The following is a 22,038-nucleotide window of genomic DNA, read 5'->3' on the forward strand; positions in this document are numbered from 1 at the left end:
GTATCGGGGCGACCCTCCGCCTTGCGATCGCACGCACCAGACGCCGCCAGGCCCGCCCTGCGGGCGGACGACGCTACTTTCGAAACACGCCCTAGGTCACCCGCCGGCGCCGGCGAACGTCTTGCGGTAGGCGGCCGGGGAGACCCCGAGCACCGCGCGCATGTGCTGGCGCAGTGAGTTGCCGGTGCCGAATCCGGCCCGGTGGGCGACCACGTCCACGGGCAGGTCGCTCGACTCCAGGAGCTGGCGGGCCAGTTCGATGCGCTGGGCGGTCAGCCAGCGGCCGGGGGGCATGCCGACCTCCTCCTGGAAGCGGCGCGTGAAGGTCCGCAGGCTCATGCGCGCGTGGGCGGCCAGCTCGCCGAGCGGCAGCGGCTCGTGGAGCCGTTCGAGCGCCCACGCGCGCGTGGCGGCCGTCGTGGCGAGCGTCGGCGCGGGGACGGGCCGCTCGATGTACTGCGCCTGCCCGCCCTCGCGCCAGGGCGGGACCACGCAGAAGCGGGCGACGCGGTGGGCGACGGCGGTGCCGTGGTCGCGGCGCAGCAGGTGCAGGCACAGGTCGATGCCCGCGCCGACGCCGGCCGCCGTCAGGATGTCGCCGTCGTCCACGAAGAGGACGTCCTCGTCGAGCGCGACCCGGGGGAAGGTGCGCCGGAAGTGGTCGGCCTCCTTCCAGTGGGTGGTCGCGGGGCGCCCGTCGAGCAGCCCGGCGGCGGCCAGGACGTACGAGGCGGTGCAGAGCGACACCCAGCGTGTGCCGGGCCGCACCCGGGCGAGCGCGGCGGCCAGGGGGCCCGGCAGGACGCCTTCGTCCGTGCCGCCGCACAGCCGCTCGGTGGGCGGGATGACGACCGTGTCGGCGGCGGCGAGCGCCTCGGGGCCGTGTTCCACCGCCACCTCGAACCCGGCGTCGGTCCGCACCGGACCGCCGTCCACCGTGCACACGACGACGTCGTACAGCGGGTGTCCGCCGGCGTCCTGGGCGGCCCCGAAGATCCGGGGCGGGATGCCCATCTCGAAGGCGTACACCCCGTCCAGCGCGAGGACCGCCACCCGGTGCCGGCCGCCAGGAGAAGTCATGGCCGAATCCTGTCACATCATGGCCAAACTGCCAGCACCGCGCCCGCCGGTCCCGACGCACTCTGGGTCCTCCAGCCGTTCCGGCAGAAGATCCGGCCCGGCAGAAGAACCGGTCCGAAGTTCCAAGAGGATGACCATGAAGATGCGTGCCGTAAGCCCCCGCTCCTGGGGCGCCCCCGAGAACCTGGTCCCCGTGGAGGTGGACCGTCCCGAGCCCGGCCTCACCGAGATCCTGGTGCGGGTGCACGCGGCGGGGGTGAACCCCGTGGACTGGAAGACCCGCGCGGAGGGCGCCTTCGGCACCTGGGGGGACACGCCGATCCTCGGCTACGACGTGTCGGGCGTCGTCGAGGAGGTGGGCCCCGGAGTGACCCTGTACTCCCCCGGGGACGAGGTCTTCGGCATGCCCCGCTTCCCCGAGCAGGCGGGCGGCTACGCGGAGTACGTCGTGGCGCCCGCGCGGCGCTTCGCGCCCAAGCCCGTGGGCCTCTCCCACGTGGAGGCCGCCGCCCTGCCGCTCGCGGCGCTCACCGCCTGGCAGGGGCTCGTCGAGACGGCGGGGCTGCGGGCCGGGCAGCGGGTGCTGATCCACGCGGCGGCCGGCGGTGTGGGGCATCTGGCCGTGCAGATCGCCAAGGCCCGGGGCGCGTACGTCATCGGGACGGCGCGGGAGGACAAGCACGCCTTCCTGCGCGGCCTCGGCGCGGACGAAGTCGTGGACTACGCGCGCGTGGACTTCACCGAGGCGGTGAGCGACGTCGACGTCGTCCTGGACGGGGTGGGCGGCGAGTACGGCACACGGTCCCTTCGGGTCCTGCGTCCCGGCGGCCACCTGGTGACGCTGCCGGACCCCGGCGGCCTGCCGGACGCCGGTCTCGCGCGGGAGCACGGCGTCCACGCGGGCTGGACGATCGTGGAGCCGGACCGCCTGGGGCTCTTGGAGATCGCCCGCCTGGTGGACGAGGGGAAGCTCCGCGTCGAGATCGACACGGTGCTGCCTCTGGAGGAGGCGGCCAAGGCCCACGCGCACGGCGAGCAGGGCCGCACGCGGGGCAAGATCGTGCTCCGGGTCGCCGCGTAGCCGCCGGGTGAGCGGGTGGGGCGGCGGGTGTCAGACGCCCGCCGTCACCCGCTCCGTCGTCGCGATCGTCGCCGAGCCGACCACGCGCGTGCCGTCGTACAGCACGATCGCCTGGCCGGGGGCCACGCCGCGGACGGGCTCGGTGAAGGAGACCCGCAGTTCGCCGTCGACCAGCTCGGCGGAGACCTCGCTCTCGCCGCCGTGGGCCCGCAGCTGCGCCGTGTACGTGCCGGGGCCGGTGGGGGCCGCGCCGCACCAGCGGGGCCTGACGGCGGTCAGGCCGGTGACGTCCAGGGCGGCGGCCGGGCCGACCGTCACGGTGTTGTCCACCGGCGAGATGTCCAGGACGTAGCGCGGCTTGCCGTCGGGGGCCGGGGTGCCGATCCGCAGGCCCTTGCGCTGGCCGATGGTGTACCCGTACGCCCCCTCGTGGCTGCCGAGGACCGTCCCGGACTCGTCCACGATGTCGCCCTGCGCCTTGCCGAGGCGGGCGGCGAGGAAGCCCTGGGTGTCGCCGTCGGCGATGAAGCAGATGTCGTGGCTGTCGGGCTTCTTGGCGACGGCGAGGCCCCGGCGCTCGGCCTCGGCGCGGATCTCCTCCTTGGTGGTGAGGGTGTCACCGAGGGGGAACATCGCGTGGGCGAGCTGCCGGTCGTCCAGGACGCCGAGGACGTAGCTCTGGTCCTTGGCCATGTCGGAGGCGCGGTGCAGCTCGCGGGTGCCGTCCTCGCGGACGATCACCTTGGCGTAGTGGCCGGTGACGACCGCGTCGAAGCCGAGGGCGAGGGCCTTGTCGAGCAGCGCGGCGAACTTGATCTTCTCGTTGCAGCGCAGGCACGGGTTGGGGGTGCGCCCCGCCTCGTACTCGGCGACGAAGTCCTCCACCACGTCCTCGCGGAACCGCTCGGCGAGGTCCCACACGTAGAACGGGATGCCGATGACGTCCGCGGCGCGGCGGGCGTCGCGCGAGTCCTCGATGGTGCAGCAGCCCCGGGCGCCCGTGCGGAACGACTGGGGGTTCGCCGAGAGGGCGAGGTGCACTCCCGTCACGTCGTGTCCGGCTTCGGCGGCGCGCGCGGCGGCGACGGCGGAGTCCACGCCGCCGGACATGGCGGCCAGGACACGGAGGGGGCGCTGGGGAGGCTGCGGGGTCTCGGTGAAAGTCATAGCCCTAACAGAGTACGGGCCCGCGGGAACCGGACGCCCGCCGCCAAGCGTTGACGAGCACATGGGGGAATCAGAGGGGCGCGGACCGGGACGCCGCGGAGTCAGTCGGCGCACCCTGCTGATCGGCGGCGGTGCGGCCGCCGCCGGCGCGGCCGTGTTCGCCGGGGACGACCTGGGGCGGCTGTGGTGGCGGATGCCCGGTGTGGTGAAGAGGCGCGAGGAGGGCGAGGTGGACGCCCGGGGCGCGCAGTGGACGGCTGCCTCGGACTACAACTGGCGCCGCGCGAACCGCCCCGACGACTACGCCATCGACCGCGTCGTCATCCACGTCGTCCAGGGCGGGTACGCGACGGCGCTGCGCGTCTTCAAGGACCCCGGCCACGGGGCCGCCGCGCACTACGTGGTGCGCAAGGACGGGCATGTGGCGCAGCTGATCCGCGAGCTGGACGTGGCCTTCCACGCCGGCGACCGGAGCTACAACGAACGCAGTGTGGGCATCGAGCACGAGGGGTTCGTCGACGACAAGTCCTCGTTCACCGACGCGATGTACGCCGCGTCGGCGCGGCTCACGGCCGGAATATGCGAGCGGTACGACATCCCGGTGGACCGCGAGCACATCGTCGGGCACGTGGAGGTGCCGGGCACGGACCACACGGACCCGGGGCCGCACTGGGACTGGGACCGGTACCTGCGCCTGGTCCGCGCCGCCCGGGACGGTGGCGGGAAGCTCCCGGGGCAGCGGAAGAAGAAGTCCTAGCTGAGCCCCGCCGTGCGGGCCCGGTCCACCGCGGGGCCGATCGCCGCCGCGACGGCGTCGACGTCCGCCCTGGTGGACGTGTGGCCGAGGGAGAAGCGCAGGGTGCCGCGCGCCAGGTCGGGGTCGGTGCCCGTGGCCAGCAGGACGTGGCTGGGCTGGGCCACGCCCGCCGTGCACGCCGAGCCCGTGGAGCACTCGATGCCCTGCGCGTCGAGCAGCAGCAGGAGGGAGTCGCCCTCGCAGCCGGGGAAGGTGAAGTGCGCGTTGGCGGGCAGCCGGCCCGCCGGGGACGGGTCGCCGCCGAGGATCGCCTCGGGGACCGCCGCGCGGACGGCGGCCACCAGCTCGTCCCGCAGGGCGCCGACCTCGGCGGCGAACCGCTCGCGGTGCTCTGCGGCGTACTCCCCCGCCACGGCGAAGGCGGCGACGGCAGGCACGTCGAGCGTCCCGGAGCGCACGTGCCGCTCCTGGCCGCCGCCGTGCAGCACGGGCACGGGGCTGTGCTCCCGGCCGAGCAGCAGCGCGCCGATGCCGTAGGGGCCGCCGATCTTGTGGCCGGAAACGGTCATCGCGGCGAGCCCCGAGGCTTGGAAGTCCACGGGGATCTGGCCGTAGGCCTGGACGGCGTCGGCGTGCAGCGGCACGCCGAACTCGACGGCCACGTCGGCCAGTTCACGGACGGGCTGGATCGTGCCGATCTCGTTGTTGGCCCACATGACGGTGGCCAGGGCGACGTCGTCGGGGTTGCGTCCGATCGCCTCGCGCAGCGCGTCGGGGTGGACGCGGCCGTGGGCGTCGACGGGGAGGTATTCGACGGTGGCGCCCTCGTGCCGGCCGAGCCAGTCGACGGCGTCGAGGACGGCGTGGTGCTCGACGGGGCTGGCGAGGACGCGGGTGCGGGCCGGCTCCGCGTCGCGCCGGGCCCAGTACAGGCCCTTCACGGCGAGGTTGTCGGCCTCGGTGCCGCCGGAGGTGAAGACCACCTCGCTGGGGCGCGCGCCGAGCGACTCGGCGAGGGTCTCGCGGGCCTCCTCGACGGATCGGCGCGCCCGCCGGCCCGCCGCGTGCAGCGAGGAGGCGTTGCCGGTGACGGCGATCTGCGCGGTCATCGCCGCGATCGCTGCCGGGAGCATCGGAGTGGTCGCTGCGTGGTCGAGGTAGGCCATGGTGCGCACGATTCTACGAGCCGTACGGCACCGGACGCCCCGGCGGTATCAGCCTGCGAGACCCCAGGACACGGTGCCGTCCATCGCGACCAGCGCGGCGAGGACCGCCAGGTCGGCCACGCCGAGCCCGAGTCCGAGCAGGGCGCGGCCCTTTCGGGCGGTGCCGCGGTGCAGGGCGAGGCCCGCGAGGACGATCGCCGTGGGGCCGAGAAAGATGTTCAGGACGAGCAGTCCGAGCAGGCCGCAGACGAAGGAGGCGACGGCCATGCCGTCGGTGTCCCGGCGTCCGGTGGGGCGCGGCGGGGCGGCCTCCACGGCCTGACGCGGGGTGTGGTCGGCGGCGCGTTCGACGCTCCGGTCCGTGGCGGGTCCGGTGCGGTGCTGGGTGGTGAGTGCCATGGTCCGACTCCTTACGGGTCGTGGTGCCGCACGGATCTGGGATGAGGGCCGCTCAGTGGTGGTGGGTGCGGCGCTCGCGGAGCGCGAAGACCACGAGCCACACCCCGATGACCGCGGCGGCGACGAGCGTCACCGGCAGGGGGGTGTGGGCCACGGAACCCATGGCGACACCCAGCAGCAGGAGGGCGGCGACGAGGAAGAGCATGAGATCCCTCTCCAATCGGCGACCGGACCGTCACGGGCCCGGTTCGGTGAACGCTTGTGGTAACAACTGTTCACTGACTTCCAGGGTACTCCGTCCCGCGCTTTCCAAACTCGGAGAACAGTTGTTAACTGCATGGCATGAGTCACACCCTCGGCGTCCGACAGGCCCAGAAGCGCAGGACCCGGCAGGCGCTCCTCGACGCGGCGCTGCGGCTGCTGGAGGAGCAGAGCCTGTCCAGCCTGGGCCTGCGCGAGGTCACCCGGGCCGTCGGCGTCGCCCCCACCGCCTTCTACCGGCACTTCCGGGACATGGCCGACCTGGGGGTCGCGCTGGTGGAGGAGGCGCTCGGCAGCCTGCATCTGGCGCTCACCGCGCTGCTCTCCGCGACGGGTGAGCGCGCCGGGGACGACGACGGGGAGGAGCGCATTGCGGCCACCGTCGAACTGATCGCCGCGTACGTCCGCGCCCATCCCGCCCATGTCCGCTTCATCGCCCGCGAGCAGCACGGCGGTGTGCAGGCGGTGCGGGCCGCGATAAACGGCCAGCTCGCGCTGTTCGCCCAGGAGGTGAAGGATCAGTTCGCCGGGGAGCCGGGGACGGCGGGCTGGGCCGAGGACGACCTTTTGATGCTCGCCGGGATGTACGTCGACCACATGGTGATGACGGCCTCCGCCCTCCTGGAGGCGCAGGGCGACCCGGCGGCCGCCGAGCGGGTGGCGGCCACGGCGCGGCGCCGGCTGCGCCTGGTCAGCCTCGGTCGCCGCCACTGGCTGGACGTCTGAAGTAAGGGGCAACTAAGCTCTACGGTCATGACGAACGCCGGTGACGCCTGGATTCTCGACCGCACCTTCGCCGGCTCCTCGGGCGCCGTCCGCTGGGCCGCGCTCGGGCCCGTCGGCGCCCCGCCCGTCGTCCTGGTGCACGGCACCCCCTTCTCGTCGTACGTCTGGCGGGCCGTCGCCCGCGCCCTCGCGGGCGAACACCGCGTGTACGTCTGGGACCTGGCCGGATACGGCGCCTCCGAGATGCGGGACGGGCAGGACGTCTCGCTCGCCGCGCAGGGCCGGGTCCTGACCGAGCTGCTCGACCACTGGAGCCTTGAGCGGCCCGCCCTCCTCGCGCACGACTTCGGCGGCTGCGTCGCCCTGCGCGCCCACCTCCTGCACGGCGCGCGCTACGACCGCCTCGCCCTCGTCGACCCGGTCGCCCTCGCCCCTTGGGGCACCCCCACCTACCGGCTCCTCGGCGCGCACGCCGGCGTCTTCGCGCAGCTGCCGCCCCACCTGCACGAGGCACTCGTACGGACCTACGTCGGCTCGGCGTCCCACCGCGGCCTGCACCCCGCGGTGCTCGACCGGCTGGTGGCCCCCTGGTGCACGGCGGAGGGCAGGCCCGCCTTCTACCGGCAGATCGAGCAGAACGACCAGCGCTACACCGACGAGATCCAGGGCAGGTACGGGGAGTTGGACCTGCCGGTGCTGATCTGCTGGGGCGCCGAGGACACCTGGATCCCGGTGGCGCGCGCCCACGAGCTGGCCGCGGCGATCCCCGGCGCCGGGCTGCGCCTGATCGAGGGCGCGGGGCATCTCGTACAGGAGGACGCGCCCGCCGAACTCAGCGCGGAGCTGGCCCGTTTCCTCCGGGCTGATCCGCCGCGTACAGGGCGGTGACGGCCGCGGCGGCCCGGGCCAGTTCGGCGCGCACCTCGGGCGGCGAGAGCACCTCGACCGCGTCCGCGAAGGGCAGCAGCGTCTTGGTCGCGCCCAGGAACTCGTACGCCATACGGACCGTGATCCACTCACCCGTGCCGTCCCCCTCCTCGGGCGGGTGGGCCAACGCCGTGCCGTTGAGGCGCAGGAACAGGTCGTAGCGGTCGCGCCGCACTCGCGCCGTCACCTCGATGCCGCCGGGGCGCTCCTCCACCTGCGCCTTCAACAGCGCCCACACCTCGGCGAGTTCGACGCCGGGGCGGCGCCGGACCGGGGCCTCGGTGAGGGTGGCCGAGCCGATCCGGTCGGCGCGGAAGAGGCGCGGGGTGCCGCCCCGGTCGGCGACCAGGTACCAGACGCCGGCCTTCGACACCAGGCCGTACGGGTCGACGGTGTACGTCCTTGGCCGCGGGGCCCCGGCGTGCCGGTAGCGCAGCCGCAGGCGCCGGTCCGCGAAGACGGCGTCCTGGAGCGCGGCCAGCTCCCCGCCGGCCGAAGGGCCCGCCATCCAGCGGGAGGCGTCGACGAGGATGCGGCGGCCGGTCAGTTCGGCGGCGGGCCGGTGCGGTTCGGGCAGCGCGGCCATGACCTTGCGCAGCGCCGAGCCGAGCGCCCGGTCCAGGCCGAGCGCGGCGTGCGCGCCCCGTGCGGCGAGGACGAACAGGGCGCGCGACTCGTCGGCGGTCAGCCCCGTCACGTCGGTGCGGAAGCCGGCGAGCAGCTCGATGCCGCCGTGCCGGCCCCGCTCGGCGTAGACCGGGACGCCGGAGGCGGACAGGGCCTCGACGTCCCGGTAGACGGTGCGGACGGAGACCTCGAGCCGCTCGGCCAGTTCGCGCGCGGGCACCCGGCCGCGGGTCTGGAGCAGCAGCAGGATCGAGAGCAGCCGGTCAGCTTTCACGCCGTCCAGGATCCCGTACGAGGGCGTGCCCGCCGCGGCGGCTCCGGTACGAGGGCCTGCCCGCCCGGCGGTTCAGGACAGGCGGGCGCGGGCCAGCTGGCGCGACTGCGCGACCAGGCGGTCCGCGCTGTCCCACACCTCGGCGTCCTCCTCCAGGAAGCCGCCCGCGAGGTTGCGCGTGGTGATCGCGACGCGCAGCGGTCCGGGGGCCGGGCGGCAGCGCACGTGCACCGTCAGCTCCACGGTGGGCACCCAGCCGGTGAGGCCCATCTCGAAGGCGGTGGGCGGCAGCGCGTCCACCGCGAGCAGCAGCGACAGCGGGTCGGCGTCGCGGCCGTCCGCGAGGCCGAACCAGGCCCGCATCTCCCCCTTGCCGGAGGGCTGCCCGAGCGCCCAGCCGAGGGTGGCGGGGTCGAGCTTGAGGAAGAGGCGGTCGGCGATGGCGGAGCTGCCGGGCACCGGGCGGTGGCCCGGAGCGTCCTGGGCGCCGAAGCACTGGTCGAGCGGCGGGATCGCGGGCGGCTCCGCACTCGTGCGGACGTCGTCGGGGAGCGCGTCGAGGTCTCCGTACGAGGCGAGGACGCGGATCCGCTCGACCTCGCGGCCCTCCTCGTCGTACTGGAAGAGCGAGGCCTGTCCGGTGGAGAGGGAGCGGCCGCCGCGCACCACGTCCGTGCGGACCACGGCCGGGCCGGGCCGGGACGCGGTGAGGTAGTGCGCGGAGATGGTGAACGGGTCGGCGTGCGGCAGGGCGTCGGCGAGGGCGCGGCCGATGACGGCCAGGAGGTAGCCGCCGTTGACGGCGCTGATGATCGTCCAGCCGGCGGAGAGTTCGGAGTCGTAGACGCCGGGCTCGCGCCGGGTGACCGCGGTGTCGCGGTCGAACTCGCTGTCGCCGATGCGGGCGGGCGCCGCCGTGGGGAGGGGGGCTGCCGAGGTGTCCGAAGCTGCCGTTGCCATGGCAGCAAGGTACAACACCCAATTACTGAGCGGTAGCTTTTCGGGCTACGGCGTCTCCTCGACGTCCGCCTCCACCGCCGTGGAGCGCCGGTGCCAGGCGCGCGGTGCCCGCCAGTGGTAGCGCAGCGCCAGCAGGCGCAGGACGAACGCCGTCACGACGGCGAGGCCGCTGGTGAAGGCGGTCAGCTCGTCGAAGCGGATGCACAGGGCGACCATCGCCGCGCCCACGATGGCCGGCACGGCGTACAGGTCGCGGTCCCAGCGGACCAGCGAGGGCACTTCGTTGGCGACGATGTCGCGCAGGACGCCGCCGCCGACCGCGGTCATCAGGCCGAGGGCGGCGGACGCGGTGAGGCCGAGGCCGTAGTCGTACGCCTTGGTAGTCCCCGACACGCAGAAGAGCCCGAGGCCCGCCGCGTCGAAGACGTTCACCGCGAGCTGGGTGCGCTCCACCTCCGGGTGGAGGAAGAAGACCAGGGCGGCCGCGAAGAGCGGGGTGATGAAGTATCCGAGGTCGGTGAAGGCGGCCGGCGGGACGGCTCCGATGACCAGGTCGCGGAAGAGTCCCCCGCCCAGCGCCGTGACCTCGGCGAGGACGGCGATGCCGAAGACGTCGAAGTTCTTGCGCACGGCGAGCAGCGCGCCGGAGATCGCGAAGACGAAGATCCCCACGATGTCGAGCGCGTGCTGGACGGAGGGGCTGAACAGATCCTGGAGCACGCGCCATTCTTACCCGGGGCCACCCCTGCCTCGTCGCCGGCTTCGGTCCTGGTTGAGGGTTCGTGTGCGGCTGTTCGCCGTGCCGCCTCGCGCTGTCGTCCGAAAGTCCCCACTGGAACTTCAATGACACGGTTGAAGGCAGGCAAGGCAGGTGCGACGGACGAGTGAAGTGAGGTGCCATGAAGTTCGTGCTGGAGGTCGACATGGGCGAGAGCGCGTTCGAGGGAAGGGCCGCCGAGGAACTGGGCCGCATCCTGCGGTACTGGGGCGGCAACCTCGGCCACTACGCGCTGACGCCCGGCGACGGCGAGGCCGTCCAGGACTCCGCGTACCGGGAAGTGGGGCGCTGGAGCGTCACGGAGTGAGCGGGGTCGGCTCGTCGCCGACACGGCGGAGGGAGGGCACGCGACCGACCGCGTGCCCTCCCTCCGGAGCCTCCTACTTACCCGCCGACTCCGCGGGCGGCTCCACGGACTTGGCGGGGGCCTCAGCCGACGTGGCGGGGGTGTCCGCGGACGTGGCGGGGGTGTCCGCGGACTTGGCGGGGGTGTCCGCGGACGTGGCGGGGGTGTCCGCCGGCTCGGCGGGGATCTCCGCCGACTTCGCGGGGGTCTCCACCGGCTCGGCCGGGGTCTCCACCGGCTTCACAAGCGGCTCCACCGACTTCGCCGGGACCTCCGCCGGCTTCACAAGCGGCTCCACCGACTGCGCGGGGGCCTCCACCGGCTCGGCCGGGGTCTCCACCGGCTTCGCAAGAGGCGCCGCCGACCTCGCGGGAGTCTCCACCGGCTCGGCCGGGGTCTCCACCGGCTTCGCAAGAGGCGCTGTCGACTTCGCGGAGGCCTCCGTCGGCTTCGCGAGCGGCTTTGCCGTCTTCGTGGCGGGCTGATCCGGGGTCGATTCGTCCGCCTTGGGGGCCACCCTCACCACCTCGATGGCCTCCTTGGCGGCCGCCAGCAGCGTGGTGTCCTCGGGGGCCTGGTCCGCCGCGTTCTCCGGGTGGTGGCACGCCACCTGGTGCCCGGTGGCGAGCGGGATCAGCGGCGGCTCCTTCGTCTTGCAGATCTCCGTCGCCTTCCAGCACCGCGTGTGGAAGCGGCAGCCGCTCGGCGGGTCGATCGGCGAGGGCACGTCGCCGCGCAGCAGGATGCGCTCGCTCTTGGTGCCGCGCCGCTTGGGGTCGGGCACCGGCACGGCGGACAGCAGCGCCTTGGTGTACGGGTGCATCGGCGTGGAGTAGAGGTCCTTGCGGTCCGCCAGCTCCACGATCTTGCCGAGGTACATCACCGCGATGCGGTCCGAGACGTGCCGGATGACCGACAGGTCGTGCGCGATGATCACGTACGTGAGGCCCAGCTCGTCCTGGAGGTCGTCCAGGAGGTTGACCACCTGGGCCTGGATGGAGACGTCCAGGGCCGAGACGGGCTCGTCCGCCACGACCAGCTTCGGCCGCAGCGCCAGCGCCCGCGCGATGCCGATGCGCTGGCGCTGACCGCCGGAGAACTCGTGCGGGTAGCGGTTGTAGTGCTCGGGGTTGAGCCCGACGCGCTCCAGCATCTCCTGCACGGTCTTGCGCACGCCGCCCTCGGGCTTGACGCCCTGGAGCTTGAAGGGCGCGCCGACGATCGTGCCGATGGTGTGCCGGGGGTTCAGCGACGAATACGGGTCCTGGAAGATCATCTGCACGTCACGGCGGAGCGGACGCATCTTCGCGGTGTTCAGGTGCGTGATGTCCGTGCCCTCGAACTCGACGCGCCCGCCGGTCGGTTCGAGGAGCCGGGTGATGAGCCGGCCCATCGTCGACTTGCCGCAGCCGGACTCGCCGACCACGCCGAGCGTCTCGCCCGGACGCACGTCGAAGGTCAGCCCGTCGACCGCCTGCACGGCCGCCACCTGGCGCTGGAGCAGCCCCTTCTTGATGGGGAAGTGCTTCACCAGGCCCTCGACCTTGAGCAGCGGCTCGGGCGAGGTCTCGCTCTGCGCCGGGATCGTCATCTCCTGGCCCTGGCCCTTCACGTCGTCTTTCACAGCTTCGGCGCAATCTCTTCGGTCCAGATCCGGGTGCGCTCGTCCCGCGACATGTGGCAGGCGGAGTAGTGCCCCTCGGCCACCAGCCGCAGCTCGGGGCGCTCGGTGCGGGTGATCTGGTCCTTGGGGATGTCCGCGTAGGGGCAGCGCGGGTTGAAGGCGCAGCCGCTCGGCAGGTTGATCAGGCTGGGCGGGGAGCCCTTGACCGGGATGAGCCGCTCGGTCTCCTCGCGGTCGATGCGGGGCATCGAACCGAGCAGTCCCCAGGTGTACGGGTGCTGCGGCTCGTAGAAGACCTTCTCGGCGGTGCCGCGCTCGACGCACCGGCCGCCGTACATGACCAGCAGCTCGTCGGCCATCTCGGCGACCACGCCCAGGTCGTGCGTGATCATGATGACGGCGGAGCCGAACTCCTTCTGCAGATCCCGGATGAGGTCCAGGATCTGCGCCTGGACGGTGACGTCCAGGGCGGTGGTCGGCTCGTCGGCGATGAGCAGCTCGGGGTTGTTGACCAGCGCCATGGCGATCATGGCGCGCTGGCGCATGCCGCCGGAGAACTCGTGCGGGTAGCTGTCCACGCGCTTGTCGGGCTGCGGGATGCCGACCCGGTCGAGCATCTCGATCGCCCGCTTGCGGGCGGTCTTCTTGTCGACGGCGTTGTGGACCCGGTACGCCTCGACGATCTGCTTGCCGATGGAGTAGTACGGGTGCAGCGCGGAGAGGGGATCCTGGAAGATCATCGCCATCTCGCGGCCGCGCAGCTTGCGCACCTCGGTGGGGTCGGCGCCCAGCAGCTCCTTGCCGTCCAGCCAGATCTCCCCCGAGATCCGCGCCTTGCGGGCGCCGTACTGGCCGGCGGTGTGCAGCCCGAGGATGCCGAGCGAGGTGACCGACTTGCCGGAGCCGGACTCGCCCACGATGCCGAGGGTCTTGCCCTTCTCCAGCGAGAAGGTGAGCCCGTCGACGGACTTGACCAGGCCGTCGTCGGTCGGGAAGTGCACCTTGAGGTCGCGCACCTCCAGGAAGGCGGAGGGCGCGGGCGAGTCGGTGACGGGCTCGTTCACCGCGGCCCCGCTCTTGGACAGTTCGGTCATCCCAGCCTCACTCGCGGGTCGATGACGGCGTACAGAAGGTCGACGACGAGGTTGGCCACGGCGATGGCGAGCGCCGCGCACAGGGTCACGCCCAGGATGACGGGCAGGTCCTTGCTGCTGATGGCCCTGACCGCCTCCAGGCCGAGCCCGGGCAGGTTGAACGTGGACTCGGTCAGGACCGCGCCGCCCATCAGGACGCCGAGGTCGAGGCCGAAGACGGTGAGGATCGGCGTCATCGCGGAACGCAGCGCGTGCTTGCGGATGACGGCGGACTCGCCGAGGCCCTTGGCGCGGGCGGTGCGGATGTAGTCCTCGCCGAGCACCTCCAGCATGGTGGCGCGGGTGAGGCGGGCGTACATGGCGGCGTTGAGGAAGGCCAGCACGATCCACGGCAGGATCAGCGTCTGGAGCCAGACACCGGCGGAGTCGTCGGTGCTGAGACTGTCCGCGATCTTGACCCAACCGAGGTTGTGGACGAAGACGCCCATCGCGATCATGCCGGTGAAGAAGACGGGGAGCGAGACGCCGCCGAGGGCGGTGGTCATCGCGGCCCGGTCCCAGACGGTGCCCCGGCGCAGCGCGGAGACGACGCCGGTGGCGACACCGCCGGCGAGCCAGAGCACACACGCGCCGGCGGCGAGCGCGCCGGTGACGGGCAGGGCGTCCTTGAGGGTCTCCCACACGGGGGCCTCGGTGCGGAAGGAGTAGCCGAAGCAGGGCGCCGGGCAGTGCGTGACGTCACTGCCGTTGACGTAGTCGCGCCCCATCGGGATGCCCTTGACGAAGTCCCAGAACTGGACGAGCAGGGGGTCGTCGAGACCCAGTTTGACGCGGATGCCTTCGAGCTGCTCGGCACCCGACGCCTTGCCGGCGAAGAGGACGGCGATGTCCTGTCCCGCCCATTTGGGCAGCATGAAGAAGACGGTGAAGGTCGCGAGCAGTACGACCAGCACCATGATGATGACGGCGATCAGGCGCCGGATGAGGTAAGCAAGCACTGTGCGCGGCCCGGCGGCGGCCAGGACCCCCTTGTGAGGGGTCCCGGCCGCCGCCCGGGGCCATCACCTGCCCTTCGGACTGGCGGGATGCGGCGGCGGTGGGTCAATCAACTGCGGGTGCCCGGACGGATGGTGCCTCGCCCGGTGTTCCGGGTGTTACTTCGTGACGCCGAGCGAGACGTAGTCGTAACGGCCGTTGTAGGCGTCCGACATGTAGGCGTTGGTCAGTCGCGGTCCGCGCCAGGTGATGTTCTTCTCGTAGAGGAAGGGCATCCAGTCGGCGTTGTCGAGGATCCGCTTGTCGAGCTGCTCGTAGATCTCACCGGCCTTGGCCGGGTCGGTCTCCGCGATGGCCTTGTCGAAGAGCCCGTCGATCTTCTTGTCCTTGATCTGCGACTCGTTGTAGTTGCCGTTGTCGATCAGGTAACGGCTGTCGAACAGCGGCTGCGCGTAGCCCTGGCCGGAGGGGAAGTCCGGGCCCCAGCCGCTCATCTGCATGCTGTAGCCGCGCTTCTTCACGACGGAGGGCGAGCCGGTGATGCTGGCGGAGTCGGCGCCGTCGAGGGACTCGACCTCGACCTTGATGCCGACCTTGTCCAGCTGGGCCTGGAGCGCCTCGGCTGCGTCGACCTCACCCGGGTTGTTGTTGCGGGCGGTCAGCTTGGCCGAGAAACCGTTCGGCTTGCCGCACTTCTTCAGCTCGTCCTTGGCCTTGGCCGCGTCCGGCTTGCCCTTGCGCGCCAGGACGCCGTAGGGGTCGTAGTCGCTGTGACCGGGGATCGCCACGGGGAACGTGCTGTTGGCGATGTCACCGGCCGCGACCTTGCCGCCGCGGGTCTGCTGGAGGCCCGCGAAGTTGGTCCCGTAGAAGACGGCCTTGCGGCAGTGCACGTTGTCGAACGGCTTGGCGGGGTGGATCAGGGCGACGTAGCGCACGAAGGACGTGTGCATGTTGTCGACGCTGTCGCGGTGCTTCTGCACGGCGGTGACGCGGCCGGACTGGGTCATGCCGGTGCCGTTGAGGTCGACGTCGTAGTCGCCCGCCATCAGCTTCTTGTCGTTCTCCTCCAGGTTGGCGGAGATCGTCACGTCGACCTTGTCGGGCAGCGCCGCGCGGATCGGGTCCGAGGACTTCTTCCAGGCCGTGTTGCGCACCAGCAGGATCTTCTTGCCGGACTTGTACTCCTGGAACTTGTACGGGCCCGAGGAGAACGGACGCGCGGTGTACTTCGCCTTGGTGTCCTTGGCCTCCTTCACCGGCGAACCGGAAGGCATGGCGAGGAACTGCTCGAAGTCACCGTTGCGCTTGGGCAGCTTGAAGACGATGGTCTGGTCGTCGGGCGTCTGGATCGCCTTCAGACCGCCCTTGTCCTTGTAGGGGCCCTGGTACTTCTTGTCCGGGTCGAGGGCCTGGCGGATGTAACCGGGGCCACCGGTGATGGTGTCCGTCGCCCAGGAGCGCTCGATGCCGTACTTGATGTCCTTGGAGGTCAGCTTGGAGCCGTCCTCCCAGGTCAGGCCATCCCGCAGCTTGTACGTGTAGGTCTTGCCGTCGTCGGAGATCTTCGCCGTGGAGGTGGCGAGGTCCGGGACCAGCTTCGTGCCCGCCTTGCCCGGCTTGGTGTCGTAGGACACCAGCTGCCGGGTGTAGAAGCGCATGAAGTCCCACGACATGCCGTAGTAGGCGCGCTGGGGGTCGGCCGAGTCGAGGTCCTGCTTGCCGACCATCCTCAGCGTGCCCCCCTTCTTCTTGGACGGGTTGGCGACCTTGTCGAGCGCCGCGTTGTAGCCGGCACCCTTCGAGTCGCCGTCGTCACCGTCACCGCCGCCGCACGCCGTGGTGGTCACCAGCGCCGCGACCACGAGGGCCGCACCAGCGGTGAGCCGTCGTTTCGAGGAAACTGTGGGCATTTTCTCGTAACCTCCGAGATTCGCGGTCCCTGGCCTTGAGCTGCCGGAGAACCATGGATAGAGCCACCTGACATGCGGCAGGGGCAAGTCGGTCGGGGACCGCTAGCGCGTCCCCTTCGGGTCGAGCGCGTCGCGCAGCCCGTCACCGAAGAGATTGAAGGCCAGGACCGTGATGAAGATCGTCACGCCCGGGAAGACCATGAACATCGGATCGTGCTCGTACGTCTCCAGCGCGTCGCGCAGCATGCCGCCCCAGGAGGCGGTGGGCGGCCGGACACCGGCGCCGAGGAAGCTGAGGGCCGCCTCCGTGAGGATGTTGGTCGGGATCATCAGCGTCGCGTAGACGGTGATCGGGGCGACCAGGTTGGGCAGCAGCTCGCGGAAGAGGATGTGGCGCTTTCCGCCGCCGAGGCTGCGGGCCGCTTCCACGTACTCGCGCTCACGCAGCGAGAGGGTCTGCCCCCTGACGATGCGTCCGACGTAGGGCCAGCCGAAGAAGCCGATGACCAGGACCAGGATCGCGACGCGCACGCTGGAACCGGTCAGGCCGAGCAGGTCGTCGGGCAGGACGGAGACGAGGGAGATGATGAAGAGCAGCTGCGGGAAGGAGAGCAGTACGTCCATCACCCGGCTGATCAGCGCGTCGATCCAGCCGCCGAAGTAGCCGGCGATGATCCCGAAGAGGGTGCCGAGCACCACGGCGACGATGGCGGCGAGGAAGGCCACCAGGAGCGAGATCCGCGCGCCGTAGACGATGCGGCTGAAGACGTCGCGGCCCTTGTTGGGCTCGACGCCGAAGAGGAAGTCGCCGCTCATGCCGCCGAGCGCGCCCTTGGGGAGGTTGGTCAGCTCGTCGAGCTCTTCCTGGTGGAAGTCGTTGGGCGGGTGCCCGAGCAGGCTCACGATCAGGGGCGCGAAGACGGCGACCAGGACCAGGAGCACCACGGTGATGCCGCCCGCGAGGGCGACCTTGTCCCGCTTCAGGCGGTTCCAGGCGATCTGCTTGAGGGACCGGCCCTCGACCTTCTTCACCCCTGCACCAACTGCGGGAGCGACGTCCTCGGTCGGGTCCGCGTCCGCAGGTGTGTCATGCAATGGTGCCGTCATCGTGGCAGGGACCCCTCTCAACCGGTGGTGACCGGCCCGCACTTGCCGCTGTAGCGACGTGATCAGTCCGTCGTGCACAGGGGCGAAGGCCCCTTGGAGCGGGAGTCTTCATCCAGGCTGCGAGCTGTTACCAGTCTTGTTGGTGAATGGATGCGCAACCGTGATGCTGATCGAGGTGTTCCGTTATCCGGACGCGGCTGAACGAGGGTCGAACACGGGGCAGTTGGGGTGCAACGCTTCACGGGCGCCCATAGGGCCCCACCCGCATCAGAACGGACATCGCGTCCGTTCGCGCTGTTCAGTACTGCGCGGGGTAGCCGTAACCGCCGGCCGGGGCGGGGGCCGCCTGGGCCTCGCGGTCGTAGAAGGGGCGGGCGTTGGCCCGCAGCCACAGGGTGACCGGGTCGTAGTCGTCCGACATCGCGACCGTCGAGACGGGCAGGCCCTCCGGCACGGCGGGGATGGACTGGCGCATCATCGCCCGCACCGCCTCCACCGAGGGCGGCGAGGTGTCGTACACGTCCAGGCCGATGGCCAGGTGGGGCGCGCCGAGCACGGGCTGGACCCAGGCGCGGCGCAGGGAGCGCACGACGGGCGTGCGGTGCGCGTTCTGCGTCAACAGGGCGTAGAACTGGGGCAGCTCGATGCTCGGCTCGGTCAGCCTGAGCGGTCCGGCGGGCAGCAGGTCGAGGCCGGTGGCGATGCGGCGCAGATCCAGCCAGGGGATGCCGACGCCGCCGCCGGGGGCGTGCGGATTGAGCCACAGGCCGTAGTGGTCGGGGTAGAGGGTGCGGGCGACGTCGACGCCGCGCACCACCTCGTAGCTGCGGTTCCAGCCGCTGGCGGACAGCTCCTGGGCGGAGGTCACACAGGGGGCGTAGCCGAGGCCCTCGACCTCCATGGTGCCGTACTGGGCGTCGGGCGAGCCGGCCTGGCCGTGCCACAGGAGCATCCACAGCTGGTCGGCGGCGAGCGCGCGCAGCAGTGCCTCGTACGCGTCGTAGCGCCCCGGCGTCACCTGGCGCAGCATCTGCTCGACCTGTCCCCGAGGACTTGAGCCAGCTCGTCCAGGGGAGGCCCCATCGGCCGCAGCCGTGCCCGACGCACTCACCCGTTACCGCCCCTTCACTACGAACCCGCACCGCCCCGGCCGGGCCATGGAACCAGCTTAAGCGGCGAGGCGGGCGCGGACTTGACGTACGCGCTTCACATCGCGCCCCGACCGGCGCGGGCTCAGGCGTGCCGCTGGAAGAACGGCCGCACCTTCGCGCGCAGCCAGTCGCCCACCGGGTCCTGCGCCACGTCCAGCAGGACGAGGTTGACCGGCCAGGCCACCGGGACCCGGCCGAGGGCGCGGCCGAGGGCCTCCATCGGCAGCTCGCGGGCCGGGCCCTCCCAGGTGGCCAGTTCGACGCCGACGAACAGGGTCGGCTCGTCCGTCTCGACGGCGGCCAGGCAGCGGCGGGCGGTGAGGACGACGCCCGTCGCCTCGAACTCCCCGGCGGCGGCGGCGAGGAAGTCCACCGGGTCCTCCTGCCAGTCCGGCTCGAAGAGGCGGACCCGGCCGCCGGTGGTCGGCCCGTCCAGCGGGGTGCGCCCCGCCCGGCACAGCTCGGCCACGGCGGCCGGCGGCAGCGGGACGCCGACGGTGCCCTCGGGGTTCAGCGCGATGCCCAGCTGCGGTGGCAGGCCCCGGGCGAACTCCACGGCGGGCGCCACCGTGCAGCCCATGCGGTCCGCCGCGTCGCCGAGGGCCTGGCGGAACTGCTGCTCGGAGGTGAAGACGGGGACGTAGGCCTGGCCGTCGATCTCCAGCGTGGGCAGGTCCAGGGTGCGGCTGTCGGGGCCGCCGCCGTTCGGCAGCGGGACCCAGAGGTGGCTGCGGCCGAGGACCTCCACGATGCGGCCGCCCGCCGGGGCGGGGGCGCCGAGGCAGGCCGCGAGGACCTCTTCCAGTTCGTTGCCCGGCCATCCCCCGTACGGATGGGCGTGTGCCTGCGCCGGAAAGTTCATCTGTCCAACCCCTGCTCGCGACCGCTTAGCCTGCGGCTGAACCCTAACGTCGGCCGCCCTCAGCGGTCGAAGGCGATCCCCCGGCCGTCGAAGGAGACGGCCCGCAGCACCTGTGCCGCCGCCCGGTCCAGGAGCACCGCCGACCCGCAGCCGCGCGGCAGGTCGCCCCGCTCGGCGGCGCCGACCAGCCGGCCGACCGTCCTGCGGTGGCGCGCGAAGGCGTACCGGGACACGCCCCGGCCGCGCTCGCGCTGGCCCTGGAGGGCGGTGTCGGCCGGCACGTCGAGCAGGAGCAGGTGCAGTGTCCTGCCCCGTCGGGCGGCCTCGCGGGCCAGCCAGCGGCGCACCCAGGGCTGGGTGCCGCAGTCGTGCACGACGACGCCGGCGCCGGACCGCAGGACGCGGCGCAGGCCCGTGTAGTGCGCGAGGCGGACCAGGGGGCGGTAGAGCGCGTACGGCAGCGGGGCGGGCATGCGGGCGGCCCACGCGTCGCGGGTGTCCTGGGAGTCGACGCGGGGGCCCGTGACGGCCTGGCGCATCAGCGTGGACTTCCCGCCGCCGGGCAGCCCGGAGACGACGACCAGGTCACCCTCGTCGAAGGTGAGGCGGTGGGGGCTGTGCCCGCCCCGCTGCCGCAGGTCCCGGACGACGGGCACGGGCAGCGGGCCGCAGCCCTCCCGGGCCGGGGCGGCAGCCTGCTTCGGCAGCGCCATCCCCGTGGTCATGGCGTGGACGCTCGTCCTGCTGCGCACCGTGATCGGCCTCCCCATAGCGGTCACGTACTGCTTTCCCCGGCAAGTGTAAAGAGAAGGTAATGCGGCACAAGGGAAATTTCCGGAGCCCGTGCCGGACCCCCCGCGGCCGGACCACCAGTCCCCCTGGCCCCGGCCGCGTGCAATGATGTGCGCGCCAACTCCATACCGGCCGTTTGAATCCGCGCGGGAGAGTTCCCGGACCAGCACGCATGGGCCCGGGGCGCCGAAGGAGCAAGTCCCTCCCTTGAATCTCTCAGGCCCCGTACCGCGCGGGCGAGGCACATCTGAAAAGCGAGCCGGCACGCCGGCTCCACCCAAGGTGCAAGCCGTCCGTCCCGCATGTCGGGACGCTCGCGGCGAACCTCTCAGGTTCCGATGACAGATGGGGAGGATCGACCTCGCCCGTCATGCCCTGGGAGTTCCCTCATGAGCACTGCCCCCCGCCTCACCGCCCTCGATGCCGTGCATCGTGCGCTCGGCGCGACCATGACCGACTTCGCGGGCTGGGACATGCCGCTGCGCTACGGCAGCGAGCGCGACGAGCACAACGCCGTGCGCACCAAGGCCGGCCTCTTCGACCTCTCCCACATGGGCGAGATCACCGTCACCGGCCCCGAGGCCGTCGACCTGCTGAACTTCTCGCTGGTCGGCAACATCGGCTCGGTGGGTGTCGGCCGCGCCCGCTACACCATGATCTGCGCCGAGGACGGCGGCATCCTCGACGACCTGATCGTCTACCGCCTCGGCGAGAGCGAGTACCTGGTCGTCGCCAACGCCTCCAACGCCCAGGTCGTGCTCGACGCGCTGAGCGCCCGCGCCGAGGGCTTCGACGCCGAGGTCCGCGACGACCGCGACGCCTACGCGCTGCTCGCCGTCCAGGGCCCCGAGTCCCCCGGCATCCTGAAGTCGGTGACCGACGCCGACCTGGACGGCCTGAAGTACTACGCGGGCCTGCCCGGCACCGTCGCGGGCGTCCCCGCCCTGATCGCCCGCACGGGCTACACCGGCGAGGACGGTTTCGAGCTCTTCGTCGCCCCCGGTGACGCGGAGAAGCTGTGGAACGCGCTGATGGAGGCGGGCACGCCCGCCGGCATGGTGCCGGCCGGCCTCTCCTGCCGCGACACGCTGCGCCTGGAGGCGGGCATGCCGCTGTACGGGCACGAGCTGACCGCCGCCCTCACGCCCTTCGACGCCGGTCTCGGCCGGGTGGTGAAGTTCGACAAGACCTCGCAGGCCGACACCTTCGTGGGCCGCGCGGCGCTCGCGGCCGCCGCCGAGCGCGCCGAGAGCGCCCCGCCGCGCAAGCTGGTCGGCCTGGTCGCCGAAGGCCGCCGCGTGCCGCGTGCGGGCTTCTCCGTCGTCGCGGACGGCCAGGTCATCGGCGAGGTCACCTCCGGCGCCCCCTCCCCGACGCTGGGCAAGCCGATCGCGATGGCGTACGTCGACGCGGAGCACGCCGCCCCGGGCACGCCCGGCGTGGGCGTGGACATCCGCGGTACGCACGAGCCGTACGAGGTCGTGGCGCTGCCCTTCTACAAGCGCCGGAAGTGACCCCCCGCACACCTTTCCCGTTCCGCAGCACCCACCCGCGTACAGGAGAATTCAGGTCATGAGCAACCCCCAGCAGCTCCGCTACAGCAAGGAGCACGAGTGGCTGTCGGACGCCGAAGAGGGCGTGTCGACGGTGGGCATCACGGAGCACGCGGCCAACGCGCTCGGTGACGTCGTCTTCGTGCAGCTTCCCGAGGTCGGTGAGACGGTGACCGCGGGCGAGACCTGCGGCGAGCTGGAGTCGACCAAGTCCGTCAGCGACCTGTACTCGCCGGTGAGCGGCGAGGTCGTCGAGGCCAACCAGGACGTCGTGGACGACCCGTCGCTGGTGAACTCGGCTCCCTTCGAGGGCGGTTGGCTCTTCAAGGTCCGGATCGCGGAGGAGCCGAAGGACCTGCTCTCCGCGGACGAGTACACCGAGTTCTCCGGCAGCTAA

Annotated in this window: 23 protein-coding genes and 1 riboswitch; of the genes, 7 read left to right on the plus strand and 16 right to left on the minus strand. The window is 72.1% G+C overall.

Features of this window, described 5'->3' with window-relative positions; translation table 11 throughout:
• Positions 1-96 precede the first annotated feature (96 nt).
• Positions 97-1,080 carry a helix-turn-helix domain-containing protein gene (locus tag ABZ385_RS29525; protein WP_358587148.1) on the minus strand — a complete coding sequence of 328 codons (984 nt, stop codon included), beginning with the start codon at positions 1,078-1,080 and terminating at the stop codon, positions 97-99.
• A gap of 142 nt (positions 1,081-1,222) precedes the next feature.
• On the opposite strand from ABZ385_RS29525, the gene ABZ385_RS29530 reads away from it, so the two are divergent.
• Positions 1,223-2,161 (plus strand): NADP-dependent oxidoreductase, encoded by a 939-nt coding sequence (locus tag ABZ385_RS29530; RefSeq protein ID WP_358587147.1) that lies wholly within the window; start codon positions 1,223-1,225, stop codon positions 2,159-2,161.
• A gap of 30 nt (positions 2,162-2,191) precedes the next feature.
• Here the strand turns inward: ABZ385_RS29530 and mnmA are convergent, their stop codons facing one another.
• Positions 2,192-3,328 carry a tRNA 2-thiouridine(34) synthase MnmA gene (mnmA, locus tag ABZ385_RS29535; protein ID WP_358587144.1) on the minus strand — a complete coding sequence of 379 codons (1,137 nt, stop codon included), beginning with the start codon at positions 3,326-3,328 and terminating at the stop codon, positions 2,192-2,194.
• A 61-nt stretch (positions 3,329-3,389) separates the two neighbouring features.
• Here mnmA and ABZ385_RS29540 point away from each other — a divergent pair, with 61 nt between their 5' ends.
• Positions 3,390-4,085 carry an N-acetylmuramoyl-L-alanine amidase gene (locus ABZ385_RS29540; RefSeq protein ID WP_358587142.1) on the plus strand — a complete coding sequence of 232 codons (696 nt, stop codon included), beginning with the start codon at positions 3,390-3,392 and terminating at the stop codon, positions 4,083-4,085.
• On the opposite strand, the gene ABZ385_RS29545 is transcribed toward ABZ385_RS29540, so the two are convergent.
• The 3 genes from ABZ385_RS29545 to ABZ385_RS29555 all read right to left on the minus strand — a co-directional run bounded on the left by ABZ385_RS29545 (position 4,082) and on the right by ABZ385_RS29555 (position 5,855).
• Positions 4,082-5,251, minus strand: coding sequence for a cysteine desulfurase family protein (locus ABZ385_RS29545; protein ID WP_358913842.1), 1,170 nt, complete (start codon positions 5,249-5,251; stop codon positions 4,082-4,084). The two genes, ABZ385_RS29540 and ABZ385_RS29545, sit on opposite strands and share 4 nt — an antisense overlap.
• Before the next feature lie 48 nt (positions 5,252-5,299).
• Positions 5,300-5,518 carry a DUF4190 domain-containing protein gene (locus tag ABZ385_RS29550; RefSeq protein WP_358587152.1) on the minus strand — a complete coding sequence of 73 codons (219 nt, stop codon included), beginning with the start codon at positions 5,516-5,518 and terminating at the stop codon, positions 5,300-5,302.
• Between the two features lie 184 nt (positions 5,519-5,702).
• A complete protein-coding gene (locus tag ABZ385_RS29555) occupies positions 5,703-5,855 on the minus strand; it encodes a hypothetical protein (RefSeq protein ID WP_358587138.1) in 153 nt (50 codons plus the stop codon).
• 137 nt (positions 5,856-5,992) lie between these two features.
• On the opposite strand from ABZ385_RS29555, the gene ABZ385_RS29560 reads away from it, so the two are divergent.
• Both ABZ385_RS29560 and ABZ385_RS29565 read left to right on the plus strand, forming a co-directional pair.
• Entirely contained in the window at positions 5,993-6,637 is a 645-nt protein-coding gene (locus ABZ385_RS29560) for a TetR family transcriptional regulator (protein ID WP_358587136.1), read from the plus strand.
• A 27-nt stretch (positions 6,638-6,664) separates the two neighbouring features.
• Entirely contained in the window at positions 6,665-7,525 is an 861-nt protein-coding gene (locus tag ABZ385_RS29565) for an alpha/beta fold hydrolase (protein WP_358587134.1), read from the plus strand.
• Here the strand turns inward: ABZ385_RS29565 and ABZ385_RS29570 are convergent.
• The 3 genes from ABZ385_RS29570 to ABZ385_RS29580 form a co-directional block, all read right to left on the minus strand.
• Positions 7,470-8,465, minus strand: a complete 996-nt coding sequence (locus ABZ385_RS29570; RefSeq protein WP_358587132.1) for a YafY family protein — start codon at positions 8,463-8,465, stop codon at positions 7,470-7,472. The two genes, ABZ385_RS29565 and ABZ385_RS29570, sit on opposite strands and share 56 nt — an antisense overlap.
• 72 nt (positions 8,466-8,537) lie before the next feature.
• Positions 8,538-9,425 carry a thioesterase family protein gene (locus tag ABZ385_RS29575; RefSeq protein WP_358587130.1) on the minus strand — a complete coding sequence of 296 codons (888 nt, stop codon included), beginning with the start codon at positions 9,423-9,425 and terminating at the stop codon, positions 8,538-8,540.
• 45 nt (positions 9,426-9,470) lie between these two features.
• Positions 9,471-10,145, minus strand: coding sequence for a trimeric intracellular cation channel family protein (locus ABZ385_RS29580; RefSeq protein ID WP_358587128.1), 675 nt, complete (start codon positions 10,143-10,145; stop codon positions 9,471-9,473).
• A gap of 179 nt (positions 10,146-10,324) precedes the next feature.
• On the opposite strand from ABZ385_RS29580, the gene ABZ385_RS29585 reads away from it, so the two are divergent.
• Positions 10,325-10,510: a hypothetical protein gene (locus ABZ385_RS29585; RefSeq protein ID WP_358587126.1), complete on the plus strand. Its 186-nt coding sequence runs from the start codon at positions 10,325-10,327 to the stop codon at positions 10,508-10,510.
• A 73-nt stretch (positions 10,511-10,583) separates the two neighbouring features.
• Here the strand turns inward: ABZ385_RS29585 and ABZ385_RS29590 are convergent, their stop codons facing one another.
• From ABZ385_RS29590 to ABZ385_RS29625, 8 genes are all read right to left on the minus strand, one after another.
• Complete coding sequence (locus ABZ385_RS29590) at positions 10,584-12,140, minus strand: dipeptide ABC transporter ATP-binding protein (protein ID WP_358587150.1); 1,557 nt, start codon at positions 12,138-12,140, stop codon at positions 10,584-10,586.
• Positions 12,141-12,169: 29 nt separating this feature from the next.
• Positions 12,170-13,267: an ABC transporter ATP-binding protein gene (locus ABZ385_RS29595; protein ID WP_358587125.1), complete on the minus strand. Its 1,098-nt coding sequence runs from the start codon at positions 13,265-13,267 to the stop codon at positions 12,170-12,172.
• The gene (locus ABZ385_RS29600) at positions 13,264-14,265 is read right to left on the minus strand and encodes an ABC transporter permease (RefSeq protein WP_358587123.1); all 1,002 of its coding nucleotides are present in this window, start codon (positions 14,263-14,265) and stop codon (positions 13,264-13,266) included. Before ABZ385_RS29600 ends, ABZ385_RS29595 begins: the two co-directional genes overlap by 4 nt.
• 156 nt (positions 14,266-14,421) lie before the next feature.
• On the minus strand, positions 14,422-16,176 hold the full coding sequence (locus tag ABZ385_RS29605; RefSeq protein WP_358587121.1) for an ABC transporter substrate-binding protein: 1,755 nt from the start codon (positions 16,174-16,176) through the stop codon (positions 14,422-14,424).
• Between the two features lie 102 nt (positions 16,177-16,278).
• Positions 16,279-17,283 carry an ABC transporter permease gene (locus ABZ385_RS29610; protein WP_358587119.1) on the minus strand — a complete coding sequence of 335 codons (1,005 nt, stop codon included), beginning with the start codon at positions 17,281-17,283 and terminating at the stop codon, positions 16,279-16,281.
• Positions 17,284-17,581: 298 nt separating this feature from the next.
• Positions 17,582-18,313: an enhanced serine sensitivity protein SseB C-terminal domain-containing protein gene (locus ABZ385_RS29615; RefSeq protein WP_358587117.1), complete on the minus strand. Its 732-nt coding sequence runs from the start codon at positions 18,311-18,313 to the stop codon at positions 17,582-17,584.
• Positions 18,314-18,516: 203 nt separating this feature from the next.
• The gene (locus ABZ385_RS29620) at positions 18,517-19,296 is read right to left on the minus strand and encodes an enhanced serine sensitivity protein SseB (RefSeq protein WP_358587115.1); all 780 of its coding nucleotides are present in this window, start codon (positions 19,294-19,296) and stop codon (positions 18,517-18,519) included.
• A 59-nt stretch (positions 19,297-19,355) separates the two neighbouring features.
• Positions 19,356-20,021 carry an AAA family ATPase gene (locus ABZ385_RS29625; protein WP_358913843.1) on the minus strand — a complete coding sequence of 222 codons (666 nt, stop codon included), beginning with the start codon at positions 20,019-20,021 and terminating at the stop codon, positions 19,356-19,358.
• Positions 20,022-20,225: 204 nt separating this feature from the next.
• Positions 20,226-20,329: riboswitch (glycine riboswitch) on the plus strand.
• Positions 20,330-20,477: 148 nt separating this feature from the next.
• Between ABZ385_RS29625 and gcvT the strand changes: the two genes are divergently transcribed.
• Positions 20,478-21,602, plus strand: coding sequence for a glycine cleavage system aminomethyltransferase GcvT (gene gcvT, locus ABZ385_RS29630; protein WP_358698456.1), 1,125 nt, complete (start codon positions 20,478-20,480; stop codon positions 21,600-21,602).
• 58 nt (positions 21,603-21,660) lie between these two features.
• Positions 21,661-22,038: a glycine cleavage system protein GcvH gene (gene gcvH, locus ABZ385_RS29635; protein WP_358582332.1), complete on the plus strand. Its 378-nt coding sequence runs from the start codon at positions 21,661-21,663 to the stop codon at positions 22,036-22,038.

Origin of the sequence: Streptomyces sp. NPDC005898 (assembly GCF_040629635.1) — a bacterium.
Classification (GTDB): domain Bacteria; phylum Actinomycetota; class Actinomycetes; order Streptomycetales; family Streptomycetaceae; genus Streptomyces.